Source organism: Candidatus Solirubrobacter pratensis (assembly GCF_000425945.1).
Lineage (GTDB): Bacteria > Actinomycetota > Thermoleophilia > Solirubrobacterales > Solirubrobacteraceae > Solirubrobacter > Solirubrobacter pratensis.
Window position 1 is genome coordinate 129,205 of record NZ_AUEK01000007.1, and the last position, 14,139, is coordinate 143,343.

The 14,139-nt window shown below is 69.4% G+C and carries 12 protein-coding genes and 2 rRNA genes; 10 read left to right on the forward strand and 4 right to left on the reverse strand.

The window, feature by feature from the left end:
• The first annotated feature begins 121 nt into the window (after positions 1-121).
• A 23S ribosomal RNA gene (locus H958_RS0107570) occupies positions 122-3,108 on the forward strand.
• Positions 3,109-3,227: 119 nt separating this feature from the next.
• Positions 3,228-3,344 (forward strand): 5S ribosomal RNA (gene rrf / locus H958_RS0107575).
• A gap of 154 nt (positions 3,345-3,498) precedes the next feature.
• Here the strand turns inward: rrf and H958_RS0107580 are convergent.
• Positions 3,499-4,041: a cupin domain-containing protein gene (locus H958_RS0107580; protein ID WP_028058212.1), complete on the reverse strand. Its 543-nt coding sequence runs from the start codon at positions 4,039-4,041 to the stop codon at positions 3,499-3,501.
• A gap of 799 nt (positions 4,042-4,840) precedes the next feature.
• Between H958_RS0107580 and H958_RS0107585 the strand changes: the two genes are divergently transcribed.
• Entirely contained in the window at positions 4,841-5,773 is a 933-nt protein-coding gene (locus H958_RS0107585) for a DUF389 domain-containing protein (RefSeq protein ID WP_231379211.1), read from the forward strand.
• Positions 5,774-5,818: 45 nt separating this feature from the next.
• On the opposite strand, the gene H958_RS0107590 is transcribed toward H958_RS0107585, so the two are convergent.
• A complete protein-coding gene (locus H958_RS0107590; protein WP_028058214.1) occupies positions 5,819-6,919 on the reverse strand; it encodes an isocitrate/isopropylmalate family dehydrogenase in 1,101 nt (366 codons plus the stop codon).
• A gap of 42 nt (positions 6,920-6,961) precedes the next feature.
• Positions 6,962-7,540 carry an HDIG domain-containing metalloprotein gene (locus H958_RS0107595; RefSeq protein WP_028058215.1) on the reverse strand — a complete coding sequence of 193 codons (579 nt, stop codon included), beginning with the start codon at positions 7,538-7,540 and terminating at the stop codon, positions 6,962-6,964.
• A gap of 28 nt (positions 7,541-7,568) precedes the next feature.
• Between H958_RS0107595 and murA the strand changes: the two genes are divergently transcribed.
• The 7 genes from murA to hisA all read left to right on the forward strand — a co-directional run bounded on the left by murA (position 7,569) and on the right by hisA (position 13,853).
• Positions 7,569-8,858, forward strand: coding sequence for a UDP-N-acetylglucosamine 1-carboxyvinyltransferase (murA, locus tag H958_RS0107600; protein WP_028058216.1), 1,290 nt, complete (start codon positions 7,569-7,571; stop codon positions 8,856-8,858).
• On the forward strand, positions 8,855-9,769 hold the full coding sequence (locus H958_RS35785; RefSeq protein ID WP_051323973.1) for an ATP phosphoribosyltransferase regulatory subunit: 915 nt from the start codon (positions 8,855-8,857) through the stop codon (positions 9,767-9,769). Before murA ends, H958_RS35785 begins: the two co-directional genes overlap by 4 nt.
• Positions 9,770-9,848: 79 nt before the next feature.
• On the forward strand, positions 9,849-10,472 hold the full coding sequence (hisG, locus tag H958_RS0107610; RefSeq protein ID WP_028058217.1) for an ATP phosphoribosyltransferase: 624 nt from the start codon (positions 9,849-9,851) through the stop codon (positions 10,470-10,472).
• Entirely contained in the window at positions 10,465-11,670 is a 1,206-nt protein-coding gene (locus tag H958_RS0107615) for a histidinol dehydrogenase (protein ID WP_028058218.1), read from the forward strand. Before hisG ends, H958_RS0107615 begins: the two co-directional genes overlap by 8 nt.
• 170 nt (positions 11,671-11,840) lie before the next feature.
• Positions 11,841-12,437 carry an imidazoleglycerol-phosphate dehydratase HisB gene (gene hisB, locus H958_RS0107620; protein ID WP_028058219.1) on the forward strand — a complete coding sequence of 199 codons (597 nt, stop codon included), beginning with the start codon at positions 11,841-11,843 and terminating at the stop codon, positions 12,435-12,437.
• Positions 12,434-13,048 (forward strand): imidazole glycerol phosphate synthase subunit HisH, encoded by a 615-nt coding sequence (gene hisH, locus H958_RS0107625; protein ID WP_028058220.1) that lies wholly within the window; start codon positions 12,434-12,436, stop codon positions 13,046-13,048. The genes hisB and hisH overlap by 4 nt, the downstream gene beginning before the upstream one ends.
• A gap of 76 nt (positions 13,049-13,124) precedes the next feature.
• Positions 13,125-13,853: a 1-(5-phosphoribosyl)-5-[(5-phosphoribosylamino)methylideneamino]imidazole-4-carboxamide isomerase gene (gene hisA, locus H958_RS0107630; RefSeq protein ID WP_028058221.1), complete on the forward strand. Its 729-nt coding sequence runs from the start codon at positions 13,125-13,127 to the stop codon at positions 13,851-13,853.
• On the opposite strand, the gene H958_RS0107635 is transcribed toward hisA, so the two are convergent.
• Positions 13,799-14,134 (reverse strand): hypothetical protein, encoded by a 336-nt coding sequence (locus tag H958_RS0107635; protein WP_028058222.1) that lies wholly within the window; start codon positions 14,132-14,134, stop codon positions 13,799-13,801. The two genes, hisA and H958_RS0107635, sit on opposite strands and share 55 nt — an antisense overlap.
• Positions 14,135-14,139 lie beyond the last annotated feature (5 nt).

The window sequence follows — 14,139 nt, forward strand, 5'->3', positions numbered from 1 at the left end:
CGCAAGGGCGATGCGAACGGGTATCACCGAGCGGATCGCCGTAAGCGATCCGTCTCAGGGAGTTTCGCCCTTGGGCGAATACTCCCAACGCGATCTCCCCCAAGGAGATCACGTCGAACACCGTCAAGATAGGAAGGGCACACGGTGGATGCCTTGGCACCTGGAGTCGATGAAGGGCGTGAACGGCTGCGATAAGCCGCGGTGAGGCGCTGAATAGCCTGTGACCCGCGGATTCCCGAATGGGGAAACCCAACGCCAGCAATACGGCGTTACCTCCCGCTGAATATATAGGCGGGTAGGGGGCAAGCCGGGGAACTGAAACATCTCAGTACCCGGAGGAAAGGAAATCAACAGAGACTCCCCGAGTAGTGGCGAGCGAAAGGGGATCAGCCCAAACCGGGCCGGTGTAAGCGCACACGCGTTGCCGGTCCGGGGTTGTAGGACATTTGCCCGAGAGGTGTGTCTCTCGGCAGGAGTTACCAAGCCGGTCGATAGTCGAAGCGCGTGGAACCGCGCACCACAGAGGGCAACCGTCCCGTAGACGAAATCGAGCCGGCCTCCTGATGATGTTCCTGAGTAGGTCCGCACCCGTGAAACGCGGACTGAAGCTGCGGGGACCACCCTGCAAGGCTAAGTACTCCCAGGTGACCGATAGCGGACCAGTACCGTGAGGGAAAGGTGAAAAGTACCCCGGAAGGGGAGTGAAATAGTACCTGAAACCGCGTGCCTACAAGCGGTCGGAGCATCTTCGTGATGTGACGGCGTGCTTTTTGCATAACGAGCCGGCGAGTTACTCGTCTGCGGCAAGGTTAAGCGATGAGCGGAGCCGAAGCGAAAGCGAGTCCTAATAGGGCGATTCAGTCGTAGGCGGTAGACGCGAAACTGAGCGAGCTACCCATGGGCAGGTTGAAGCGGGGGTAAGACCCCGTGGAGGACCGAACCGACCTAGGTTGAAAACTGGGCGGATGACCTGTGGGTCGGAGTGAAAGGCTAATCAAGCTCAGAGATATCTCGTTCTCTCCGAAATATATTTAGGTATAGCCTCGGATCAATTCCGTGGCGGCCGTAGAGCACTGTTTGGCCTAGGGGCCCTACCAGGTTACCGAAGTCAGGCAAACTCCGAAGACCGTCACGGCTACTCCGGGAGTCAGTTGCGGGGGGATAAACTTCCGCGTCAAAAGGGAAACAGCCCAGACCGACAGCTAAGGTCCCTAAGTGCTAGCTAAGTGGCAAACGATGTCCGAGTGCATAGACAACCAGGAGGTTGGCTTAGAGGCAGCCATCCTTGAAAGAGTGCGTAACAGCTCACTGGTCAAGTGTTCGGGCGCGGATAATGTAACGGGGCTCAAGCTAGCCACCGAAGCTTCGGGTGCGTCGCAAGACGTGCGGTAGGAGAGCGTTCCCATGGCAGTGAAGCGGCGGGGGAACCCAGCCGTGGAGCCCTGGGAAGTGAGAATGCCGGCATGAGTAACGAAAGAGAGGTGAGAATCCTCTCCGCCGATTGCCCAAGGATTCCTGAGTAAAGTTCGTCTGCTCAGGGTTAGTCGGGACCTAAGGCGAGGCCGAAAGGCGTAGTCGATGGACAACAGGTTGATATTCCTGTACCACGTCGCACTCATTTGACCGATGGGGGGACGAGGAAGGCTATGGGAACCCAGGCGATGGTAGTCCTGGGTCAAGCATGTAGGGGTGGGCTATGGTAAATCCGAGCCCGCATAACCTGAGGTGCGATGACAGCTGGCTCTAAGCCGGCGAGTCCCGGACGCCAAGCCTCCGAGAAAAGCCTCTAGGGAGAGCGCACGTGCCCGTACCAAAACCGACACAGGTGGGCAAGTAGAGAATACTAAGGTGATCGAGATAACCCTCGTTAAGGAACTCGGCAAAATCGCCCCGTAACTTCGGGATAAGGGGCGCCCCAGTAGGGTGAAGCGGCTTGCCCGTGGAGCCCGAGAGGGCCGCAGTGAATAGGTTCAACCGACTGTTTACCAAAAACACAGGTCTCTGCAAAGTCGCAAGACGACGTATAGGGGCTGACGCCTGCCCGGTGCCGGAAGGTTACGTGGAGGTGTTAGGCGCAAGCCAAAGCACTGAAACTAAGCCCCGGTAAACGGCGGCGGTAACTATAACCGTCCTAAGGTAGCGAAATTCCTTGTCGGGTAAGTTCCGACCTGCACGAATGGCGTAACGAGTTGAACGCTGTCTCAACGAGGGGCTCGGTGAAATTGCAGTCTCGGTGAAGATGCCGAGTACCCGTGGCTAGACGGAAAGACCCCGTGAACCTTTACTACAACCTGGTATTGGAGTTCGGTCCATTTCGCTCAGGATAGGTGGGAGGCTGTGAAGCATTGGCTGCGGCTGATGTGGAGCCAACCTTGAGATACCACCCTTGATGTATTGGGCTTCTAACCCCGCGCCGTTATCCGGGCGGGGAACAGTGCCAGGCGGGTAGTTTGACTGGGGCGGTCGCCTCCCAAAATGTAACGGAGGCGCGCAAAGGTTCCCTCAGCACGGTTGGAAATCGTGCGTAGAGTGCAAAAGCAGCAAGGGAGCTTGACTGTGAGACCGACAGGTCGAGCAGGTGCGAAAGCAGGCTTTAGTGATCCGGCAGTAGCAAGTGGAAGTGCTGTCGCTCAACGGATAAAAGGTACTCCGGGGATAACAGGCTTATCGAGTCCAAGAGTCCACATCGACGACTCGGTTTGGCACCTCGATGTCGGCTCGTCGCATCCTGGGGCTGAAGTAGGTCCCAAGGGTTGGGCTGTTCGCCCATTAAAGCGGTACGCGAGCTGGGTTCAGAACGTCGTGAGACAGTTCGGTCCCTATCTGCCATGGGCGTTGGAGAGTTGAGAGGATTCGTCCCTAGTACGAGAGGACCGGGATGAACGCACCTCTGGTGTATCTGTTGTCCTGCCAAGGGCACCGCAGGTTAGCTACGTGCGGATCGGATAACCGCTGAAGGCATCTAAGCGGGAAGCCGGCCTCGAGATGAGCTCTCCCATCCCCTTGAGGGAGTAAGAACCCTGGTAGACCACCAGGTTGATAGGCCGGATCTGGAAGGCTGGCAACAGCCGTAGGAGACCGGTACTAATGGTTCGAGGGCTTGACGGATTTATTTTGGTTGGTACCCGTTCGTTGGCGGGTTGTGCAGTTTTGAAGGTCCGCGCGCGAGTGCGCGGGCCGGCGCGCGGCGCCTAAACGCCGCGCCCGGCCGCCGGGCTTGACAAGTTTCCGGTGGCTATTGCGTGGGGGAAACACCTCTTCCCATTCCGAACAGAGCAGTTAAGCCCCACAGCGCCGATGGTACTTGGCCCGCAAGGGCCTGGGAGAGTAGGTCGCCGCCGGTCCTTATTCGAATACGAGAGCCGCCCGCCGAGGCGGCTTTTCGTCGTTGCGGCCCGATCGGTGGGCGTGACGTACGAGTTCCGGCGCGGCCGAGCTCTCCGCCTCGCGCGTCGTGATCGCCGGTGATCGGCGGGCGCCGCGCCCTGGAGTCGGACCTCACGCCCAGGGCAGGCCGTCCCACGAGGGCGGGGGCCCGTCCTTCCAAGCCGGGAACGGGGCATACGCGACGTTGCGGTCATGCGTGTCGGCTTCGGGACCCGCGCCGTGGCGGAGCGCCGCCTCGTTGCGGTGGTACGTGACGCCCTTCTCGTGCGTCCGTCCGCCGGTCATGAAGATCACGCACGGGCCTTCCCCTGCGCCGACGAACGCGTGTTCGGTGCCGCCGGGGCAGTGGACGAAGTCCCACGCCTTCAGCCGCCGCTCCTCGCCCTCGATGATCGCGATGCATTCGCCGGCGAGGACGAGGAAGTTCTCCTGGTTGGCCTCGGAGTGGTACATGCCGGCCGGCTGCCCCGGCCGGATCACCGCCATCGTGAATCCGACGTCGGGGAAGCTCGGGCCGTCGCCTTCGAAGATCCCCGCGGCGCCCATCGCTTCGTTGGTGACCCACGCCGTGTCGCGGATGTTGACGGTGAACCACCCGTCGGTGACCGGCGCCAGGCCGGTCGTCAGTTGCTCGAGCCGTGCTTCTTTGACCATGACGGCACTATTGCGCGCGACGAGGTTGGAGGCACGCTGTGACGATCCCCGGGGAAGAAGACGCGCGCGAGTCGGCGCCACCGGGCGGCTCCCGCGCTCGACGGCGCGCCGGCTGGTGCGGGGATAGCCCGAAGGTGGGGGCGGCGCAACTGGGGATCGCCAAGAGCGACGCCCCCGGCGGTGCCGGACGGTGGCTGCCCGCGCTCCGGGCGCTCGGGCCGTCGCGTCACGACGGCCCGAGAGCGGTGGAGCTTGCGTGTCGCCGAGCCTGGTCGGGGCGCGGCGCCGCGGCCCGGCCGGTTCGATCAGTCCTCCCAGAGCTGATCGGCCGGCGGGCGCGGGAATCAGGCCCGCTGCTGCGCCGGGCGATGGACCGGCGTGGTGCAGACCTGTGGCCGAGGCGCGACCATCCCTGGGCGGCGCCTATGGCGTTGATGACCGACACGGTGTCGGCGATGCGGGTGCTCGGACGTGGGGGCGGGCGCCTGCTGCGCATGGCGTGCGGGCACGGTGGCCTCGCCCAGCGTGACGAACTCCAGGGCCGAATCCATGGCCCCGCGCACCAGCTCGCGGAGCGAGCGCTTGTTCTGGCGACTGCCGGTCATCGGGGGGAACATGTGTTCGGAAAGCTACGGGGGCAGCCGGACGGAAATCTTCGGAACGAGCGGGATATGCGCGCCCTGGAACCCGGATCCCACGCTGGAGCGCGGAATTCGCGCGGCGCGCCTGCAAGCGATCTTGCACGGCGGTGCGAACGGGGCCGCGGCGAGGGCGTAGGTAGGCTTCCGCGGTGCTCCATATGCGCATCGTCGCGCCGCCTGACCGCGCCCGCGAGGTCCACGCACTGCTGTGCGCGACGCGCTCGGCCATCGACGTCGTCCACATACCCGGGGTCTCGCAGCGCCCCGACGGCGACCTCGTCATGTGCGACGTCGCCCGCGAGGACGCGAGCGTGATCGTCGCCGACCTGAAGGAGCTCGCGATCGACCGCATCGGCTCGATCTCGCTCAGCGCCGTCGACACGATCTCCGAGCTCGCCGCCGAGGCCGAGCGCTACGCGCCGGGCACGCCCGCCGACGCCGTCGTGTGGGAGGAGCTCGAACAGCGGACGAGCGAGAGCGTGGAGCTGTCGGGTGTCTTCCTGCTCTACATGGCGCTCGCGGCGATCATCGCCGGCGTCGGGATCATCCTCGACTCCGAGGTGCTGATCGTCGGCGCGATGGTCGTCGGGCCCGAGTTCGGGCCGATCGCGGGCTTCTGCGTGGCGGCGGTCCAGCGCAAGGCGGATCTCGCGCGCCGCTCGGCGCTGGCGCTCGCGGTCGGGTTCCCGCTGGCGATCCTGTCCGCGTTCGTCGCCACCGCGGCGTTCGACGGCGCCGACGTCACGCCCGACGACTTCAGCACCGCCCACCACACGCTCGCCGGCATCATCTCGAGCCCCGACGCGTTCGCCTTCGTGGTCGCCGCCGCGGCGGGCGTGGCCGGGATGCTGTCGCTGAGCACCGCCAAGTCAGGCGCCCTGATCGGCGTCCTCATCTCGGTGACCACGATCCCGGCGGCGTCGAACATCGGGATCGCCGCCTACTACGGCGACTGGCACACGTTCCGCGGCTCGGTCGGGCAGCTCGCGGTCAACCTCGCGGCGATCCTGCTCGCCGGCACCCTCACGCTCGCGATCCAGCGCATGCTCTACGAGCGCCGTCGCAGGCGGCACGTCGGCCGGCGGGAATGAATCCGTCCCGCGGGCGACCTGGGACGGGTGAACGAACCGAGCGAGCTAGCGAGCTCCGAGGGAGGACCAGATCTCGACCTTGGTGCGGACCTTCTCGACCACCGCGTCGGTGAACTCCGACGTGGTGGCGTGGCCGCCGAGGTCGATGGTCTTGGTGCCCGTCGCGGTCGTCTCGAGCACGGACTCGTACACCGCCCGCGACGCACGCTCGGCCCCCGCATAGCCCCTGACGCCCGCGTAGGACAGGACCGAGCCGCAGGCGAGCAGCATCGCCATCGGGTTCGCGAGGTTCTTGCCCATCAGCGAGGGCGCCGTCCCGTGTGGCGCCTCCGCCATCGCGACCTCGACGCCGTACTCGGCGTCGAAGGACAGCAGGACCGACTCGGCCCCCGCGATCGAGCCGAACATCGGCAGGACCATGTCCGAGAGGCAGTCGCCGTCGCGGTTGAGGGCCGGGATCACCAGCGGCGTCTCGGTCGCGCCCGTGAGCAGCCCGGCGTAGGTCGCGTCGATCAGGACCGGCTGGTAGGCGACGTCCGGATGGCGCTCGGCCGCGGCGTCCATCTCCTCCTTGAGCATCCCCTCGTAGACGGGGGAGACGGTCCACTTCGGCCCGCCGTAGACGCGCGCCTGCATGCGCTCGGCCGTGCGGAACGCGTACTCCGCCACCGCGCGGCACGTCGACCGCGTCACCTTCTCGGTCCGGTAGGCGATCTCGTCGTCGGCGCCCTCGCCGCCCTCGCGCCACTGCTTGGCGCCGTAGGCGTCGTCGACCGCCATGCGCACCACGGAGATTGGGTGATAGACGCCGGAGACCGGCCCGACCACACCGGGGATGCGGCGACCGGTGCGCACGATCACCTTGCCGTCGACCTCCTCGCGCAGGATGCGGTTCGGGGAGCCGACGTCGTCCTTGCCCTCCGGAGTCACGGTCGCCGCCTTGAGCCCGAAGCCGGCCTCGCGCATCGCGCGCGCCGCCTCGTGGACGATCTCGTTGCCGGTCTCGCGCCGCTTCTCGAGCGAGAGGTCGAAGGATTCGAGCTCGAGCTCCAGGCCCAGGAGATCCGAGTCGAGCACGCGAACCGCCTGCTCGAGCAGCTCCTGCCCGGTCTCGTCGCCCTCGAGGACGATGATCTTCAGTGCCATTAGGCGGTGAGACTAGCGCCGGCCCGGCGGCCCGGCGGCGCCTCAGCGACCGCTGCCGTTGAGCCCGAGCGTCGCCGCCTCGGGCTGCAGCGCCGCGACGACGAACGCGACGTGCTCGTCGAACTCGACGCCCAGCTGCTCGGCGCCCTCGCGCATCGCCTCGCGGTCCACGGCGGCCGCGAACGCCGGCGTCTTCATCTTCTTCTTGACCGACTTCGGGGTCAGACCCTCGATGCCCTGCGGGCGCACGTACGCGCACGCCATGACGAAGCCCGACAGCTCGTCGACGGCGAACAGCGTCTTCTCCATCGGGCTGTCGCGCGTGACGCCGAGGTAGTCGGCGTGCGACGCGACCGCGCGCACCATGTCCTCCGGGAATCCGAGCCGCTCGAGCTCGGCGAGCGCGTAGCGCGGATGGCCCGTCTCGAGGTCCGGATAGCGCTCGTAGTCGAGATCGTGGAGCATGCCGACGAGGCCCCAGCGCTCCTCGTCCTCGCCGAACCGGCGCGCGTAAGCGCGCATGCAGGCCTCGACCGCGAGCACGTGGCGGCGCAGGCTCTCGGACGGCGTCCACTCGCAGAACAGCTGCCACGCCTCGTCGCGGGTCATGGGCAAGGTCATCGATTCGTTAGCCTAGCCGCCGCCAATCATGGAGAAGTTCGTCATCGAAGGCGGCGTGCCACTTTCCGGCACGGTGCACCCCGCCGGTAACAAGAACGCCGCCCTCCCGCTGCTCGCGTGCGCGCTGCTCACGCCTGAGCCGGTCGTGCTCCACAACGTGCCGCGCATCCGCGACACGGAAGCGCTGCTGGAGCTGCTGGAGGATCTCGGCGTCAGCGTCACCCGCCACGGCGCCAACACCGTCGAGCTGCGCGCCGACGACGTCCACAAGACCGACGTCGACGCCGCGCTGGCCGAGCGCATCCGCGCCTCCTTCCTTGTCGCCGGCCCGCTGCTGGCGCGCTTCGGCTCCGCATTGCTGCCGCCGCCGGGCGGCGACGTGATCGGCCGCCGCCGCCTGGACCCGCACCTCGATGCGTTCCGCGCGCTCGGGGCGACGGTCGACCACGGCCGCGACATCGATCTCAGGGCGCCCGACGGCGGCCTGCTGCCGTGCGACTTCTTCATGGACGAGCCGTCCGTGATGGGCACGGAGAACGCGCTCATGGCCGCGGCCGCCACGGCCGGCACGACGGTGATCCGCAACGCCGCCTCCGAGCCGCACGTGCAGGACCTCGCGCGCATGCTCAACAAGATGGGCGCGGCGATCGAGGGCATCGGCTCCAACGTCATGCAGGTCCACGGCGTGGCGCGGCTCGGCGGCTGCGAGCACACCGTCTCGCCCGACCACATCGAGATCGCCTCGTTCATGGCGCTCGCCGGCGTGACCGGGGGAGAGCTGCGGATCAAGAGCTGCGTGGCGGACGACCTGCGGATGATCCGGCTCGTGTTCGCGCGGCTCGGCCTCCAGACCACGCTCGACGACGAGGACGTGCTCGTCCCCGGCGGCCAGCACCTGAAGGTTGCGCGCGACGCCGGCGACTACCAGTCCAAGGTCGAGGACGGCCCGTGGCCGGCGTTCCCCGCCGACCTGACCTCGATCGCCGTCGCGCTCGCGACGCAATCCGAGGGCTCGGTGCTGATCTTCGAGAAGATGTTCGAGAACCGCCTGTTCTTCGTGGACAAGCTGATCTCGATGGGCGCCGAGATCACCATTTGCGACCCGCACCGAGCGATCGTGATCGGCCCGCGCAAGCTGCGCGGCGCGCGCGTCTCCTCGCCGGACATCCGCGCCGGCATGGCGATGCTGATCGCCGCCGTCTGCGCGCACGGCACGAGCGAGATCCACAACGTGCGCGACATCGACCGCGGCTACGAGCGGATCGACGAGCGCCTCCTGGAGCTGGGCGCGCGCATCGAGCGCGTCGCTGCCGCGTGATCCACCCGATCCCCAGCGGCACGCGCGACGTCCTCCCGGACGAGCTGCGCGAGGTGCGGGCGATCACCGAGGCGATGCGCGCGGTCTTCGACGCTCACGGCTACGGCGAGGTCGCCACGCCGGCGCTGGAGTACGAGGAGGTCCTCACGCGCGGGGATCCGGCCGCCGCCGATCCGGCGTACCGGCTCTTCGACGAGCACGGCAACGTGCTCGTGCTGCGCTCGGACATGACGATTCCGATCGCGCGCGTGGTCGCGGCGCGCTATCCGTCCGAGCCCGTCCCGCTGCGCTTCTGCTACGTGCAGCACGCCTACCGCGCCGTGCGCCGCCACCGCGGGCACCCGCGCGAGATCCTGCAGGCCGGCATCGAGCTGGTCGGCGCGCCCGGGCCTGACGGCACGGCCGAGGCGATCACGATGCTGTGCGCGGCGCTCGATGCCGCCGGGCTGAACGGCTACCGGGTGGGCATCGGGGACGCGTCGCTGTTCGCGCGCGCGCTGGCGCGCTTCGGGGTGCGCGATCCCGCGCCCATGCTGCAGGCGCTCGACGCCCACGACTTCGTGACCCTGGAGCGCGAGCTGCCGCCTGAGCTGGCGCGGCTGGCCACGACCCGCGGCGGCCCCGAGGTGCTCGAGGACGTGCCCGAGGCCGCGACGCTGCGCGATCTGCACGGGATGCTGGCCGAGGACGTCGCCGCGCGCGTGATCTACGACCTCGGCCTGCTGCGGACGCTCGGCTACTACACGGGCGCCGTCTTCGAGGTCTACGACGCTTCGTTCGGCTCGCCGATGGGTGGCGGCGGCCGCTACGACGACCTGCTCGGACGCTTCGGCCGCGAGCTGCCCGCGTGCGGGTGGGCGCTCGACGTCGAGCGCGTGCACGCGGCGCGGCTGGGAGAGGGAGCCGCATGACTCGAGCTGCGCGCTCGCACGCTGCGGCGGGATCTCGCCTGACGGCTCGCTCCCGCGGCGTGGCACAGGAGATCGCGTCGTGAAGGGGCTGCGGCTCGCCGTCCCGCGCGGCGCGCTGATGCGCGACACGCTCGACCTGCTCGACGGGCTGGGCATCGACACGAGCGAGGTCCGCTCCAACGACCGCAAGCTGCTGTTCGAGGAGGCCGGCGTGGTGACGATGCGACCCTCGGACGTCCCGACCTACGTGGAGGCGGGCGCGGCGGACGTCGGCATCACGGGCAAGGACGTGCTGTCCGAGCAGGCCGAGCGCGACGTCGTCGAGCTGCTCGACCTCGGCTTCGGACCGTGCCGGATGGTGTTCGCGACGGTCGCGGGCGAGGACCCCGCGGCGCAGGCGCTGCGGCGGCTCGGCCAGATGCGGATCGCGACCAAGTACCCGCGGATCGCGGCTGAGTACTTCGAGCGCACGGGCCGGCAGGTGGAGATCGTCGAGGTCAAGGGCTCGGTCGAGCTCGCGCCGCTCACCGGCCTGGTGCACGGGATCGTCGACCTCACCGCGACGGGCACCACGCTGCGCGAGAACGGGCTGGTGATCCGCGAGGAGATCGCCGCTTCGACCGCGCGGCTGATCGCCAACCCGGTCGCCTACCGGGTCAAGGCGCGCGAGATCGACGCGGTCGTGGAGCGCCTGCGTGGCTGAGCGCTGGGCGTGCACGACCGGCGACGCGGCCGAGCTGGCCGCGCGGGTGCGCGCACGGGTGCCGGCGGGGGAGTCGGTCGCGGCGGCGGTCGCGGAGATCGTGGCCGCGGTGCGCGAGCGCGGCGACGCCGCGGTGCGGGAGTACGAGGCGCGCTTCGGCGGCGACGCGCGCACGATCGCCGCGGACGAGCTCGACGCCGCGCTCGCCGCGCTCGACCCGGCCGTGCGCGCGGGCCTGGAGGTCGCGATCGAGAACGTGCGGGCGGTCGCGGAGGCCGGCCTGGACGAGGACGCCGGCGCGGTCCTGCCGCAGGGCCAGACCGTGACGCTGCGCGAGATCCCCGTGCGCCGTGCCGCCGTCTACGCGCCGTCGGGCCGCAACCCGTACCCGTCCAGCGTCGTGATGGGCGCCGTCACGGCGCGCGCCGCCGGCGTCGACGAGGTGTACCTCGCGACGGCGCCGCACCCGGTGATCCTGGCGGCGGCCAGGCTGTGCGGGGTCGATGCCGTGCACGGCGTCACCGGCGCGCAGGCGATCGCCGCGTTCGCGTACGGGACCGAGACGATCCCCAAGGCCGACGTGATCGTGGGCCCCGGCTCCCTGTACGTGCAGGAGGCCAAGCGGCAGGTGTTCGGCGACGTCGGCATCGACGGGTTCAACGGCCCGAGCGACCTGACGGTGATCGCGAGCGCGGGCGCCGACACCGAGGCGCTGGCGCTCGACCTCGCCGCGCAGGCCGAGCACGGCGAGGGCTCGCTGACGGTCGCCGTCAGCGACTCCCCGCAGATCCTCGATGCGCTCCCCGGCCTGACGATCCACGCCGAGAGCCTCGACGCGGCGCTCGCGTTCGCCGAGGCGCTCGCCCCCGAGCACCTCCAGCTGGCGGGTGACAAGGCCGAAGCGCTGGCGCCCCGCATCCGCAGCGCCGGCTGCCTGTTCGTCGGCAACGCGTCTGGGACCGCGTTCGGCGACTACGTCGCGGGTTCGAACCACACGCTCCCCACCGAAGGCGCCGCCCGCTTCGCCTCCGGCCTCAACGTCCGCCACTTCCGCCGCCGCATGGCCGAGGTGCGGCTCGGCGCGGCCGCGCCCGCGCTGGCGCGCGCCGGCGTCCCGATCGCGGAGGCCGAGGGGTTCGCCGCCCACGCCGCGTCGATGGCCCTGCGCCTGCGCGGTCGCTCAAGGCTGACGCCTTGAGCGACCTGCTCGCCTTCGCAGGCACGGCTTACGCCGCGCCTGCGCGGTCGCTCAAGGCTGACGCCTTGAGCGACCCGCTCGCCTTCGCAGGCACGGCTGACGCCGCGCCTGCGCGGTCGCTCGCCTTCGCAGGCACGGCTGACGCCGCGCCTGCGTCAGAATCCCAGGCCGTGACGCGCACCGCGACGATCAATCGCAGGACCGGCGAGACCGACGTCTCGCTCACGCTCGGGCTCGACGGGACCGGCTCCGGGACCCGCACGACCGGCGTCGGCTTCTTCGACCACATGCTCGACCTGCTGGCCCGCCACGGCCGCCTCGACCTCGACGTGGAGGTCTCGGGCGACCTGCAGACCGGCTCGCATCACACGGTCGAGGACACCGGCATCGTGCTCGGCCAGGCGCTGCACCAGGCGCTCGGCGACCGCCGCGGCATCGTCCGCTACGGCCACGCGACGATCCCCATGGACGAGGCGCGTGCCGCGGCCGCGCTGGACATCTCCGGCCGGCCCTACGCCCTGATCGAGGGCTTCGAGCGCCTGCCGCGGGGCGAGATCGCCGGCTTCGAGCACGAGGCGGCGGAGGAGTTCTTCCGCGCGCTCGCGAGCTCCGCGCGCGTGACGCTGCACATCCAGCTGCAGGCCGGGACGAACGCCCATCACATGATCGAGGCGTGCTTCAAGGCGCTCGCCCGCGCGCTGCGCGCCGCGGTCGCCATCGACCCCGCCGAGACCGGGGTGCCGTCGACCAAGGGGACGCTGACGTGATCGCGATCGCCGACTACGGCATGGGGAACCGCCGCAGCGTCGAGAAGGCGCTCGCGCACGTGGGCGCCGAGTCGCACATCACCGCCGGGCACGACGCGCTGCGGGCGGCGGAGGCGATCATCCTGCCCGGCGTCGGCGCGTTCCCGGAGGCGATGCGCCACGTCGAGCGCTCGGGCCTGGGCGACGTGCTGCGCGAGCGCGCGCAGGCCGGCGTCCCGCTGCTCGGGATCTGCCTCGGCATGCAGCTGCTGTTCGAGTCCTCCGGCGAGCACGAGGGCGCGCCCGGCCTCGGCATCCTCGCCGGCACGGTGACGCGGCTGGACAGCCCGCGACTGCCGCACATCGGCTGGAACTACGTGACGTTCGAGCGCGAGTCGGCGCTGACCGAGGGGCTCGACGGCGGCGCCGCCTTCTACCACGTCCACGGCTTCGCCTGCCGCCCGGCCGACCCCCGCGACGTGGTCGGCACGAGCGAGTACGGCGAGCGCTTCGTCTCGGTCGTCGAGCGCGGCAACGTGATGGCCACGCAGTTCCATCCCGAGAAGTCCTCGCGCGACGGGTTGCGGATGCTGCGCAACTTCGCCCGGCTGGCGGCGGTCGCAGTCGCATGACTCGCGCTGCGCGCTCGCATGCTTCGGCGGGAGCTCGCCAGGAGGCTCGCTCCCGCGGCGCCAAGGGAGCAATCGCATGATCCTCTACCCGGCGATCGACATCATGGACGGGAAGGCGGTCCGCCTCGTGGAGGGCCGCTTCGAGGACGCCACCACATACCACGACGACCCGCTGGAGGCCGCGAAGTCGTGGGTCGACGCGGGCGCCCGGTTCCTGCACGTCGTCGACCTCGACGGCGCGCGCAGCGGCGAGTCGAAGTCGCTCGACCACTTGCGCCGGATCGTCCAGATCACCGGGATCCCGGTCCAGTACGGCGGCGGCCTGCGCACGCTCCCTGCGGTGCGGGAGGCGCTGCGGGCGGGCGCCGAGCGCGCGATCGTCGGCACCGCGGCGTTCTCCGACGTCGACTTCCTGGACGACATCGTCTCGGCGTTCGGCCCGCGCATCGTCGTCTCGGTCGACGTCAAGGACGGGATGATCGCGACCGCGGGCTGGACGCAGACGACCCAGATGCCGGCGGGTGACGCGATCCAGCGCCTGACGGCGCGCGGCGTGCGCTCGTTCGTCTACACCGACGTCTCGCGCGACGGCAAGCTCAGCGGCCCCGACATCGATGGCGTCAAGCGCGTCGCCGGCACCGTCCGCGGGCGCTTCCTGTACTCGGGCGGGATCGGCTCGCTCGACGACCTGCGCGCGCTCGCCGCGCTGCGCCAGGTCAACCTGGCCGGCGTGATCGCCGGCAAGGCGCTCTACGAGAAGCGCTTCACGGTGGCCGAGGGGCAGGCGGCGCTGGACGCGCGCTGAAACTCGCGCTGGAACGCCTGCGTCGCGGCGATCCCCTCCAGCACCGCCTCCAGGCGCTCGGCGAGCTCGGCCGGCGGCGCGGCGCTCAGCGTCAGCAGCCGCGGCGCGGCGGGCATGACGTCGGCGCCGGCGACCCACAGCCAAGCGCCGCAGCGCAGGCAGACGCGCTCCTCGTCGAACACGGGGGCGGGCAGGCCATCGAACGTCGCGCGCTGGGGGCGGGCGAAGCTGCGGCGGCCGCGCGCGTGGCAGTCGGGGCAGCGAATGAATCCGAGCGGCATGTCCC

Bases quoted from the DNA above. Each gene is read 5' to 3' on its own strand.
- H958_RS0107580 (WP_028058212.1), bottom strand. From the start codon at position 4,041: ATGGTCAAAGAAGCACGGCTCGAGCAACTGACGACCGGCCTGGCGCCG.
- H958_RS0107585 (WP_231379211.1), top strand. From the start codon at position 4,841: ATGCGCATCGTCGCGCCGCCTGACCGCGCCCGCGAGGTCCACGCACTG.
- H958_RS0107590 (WP_028058214.1), bottom strand. From the start codon at position 6,919: ATGGCACTGAAGATCATCGTCCTCGAGGGCGACGAGACCGGGCAGGAG.
- H958_RS0107595 (WP_028058215.1), bottom strand. From the start codon at position 7,540: ATGACCTTGCCCATGACCCGCGACGAGGCGTGGCAGCTGTTCTGCGAG.
- murA (WP_028058216.1), top strand. From the start codon at position 7,569: ATGGAGAAGTTCGTCATCGAAGGCGGCGTGCCACTTTCCGGCACGGTG.
- hisA (WP_028058221.1), top strand. From the start codon at position 13,125: ATGATCCTCTACCCGGCGATCGACATCATGGACGGGAAGGCGGTCCGC.
- H958_RS0107635 (WP_028058222.1), bottom strand. From the start codon at position 14,134: ATGCCGCTCGGATTCATTCGCTGCCCCGACTGCCACGCGCGCGGCCGC.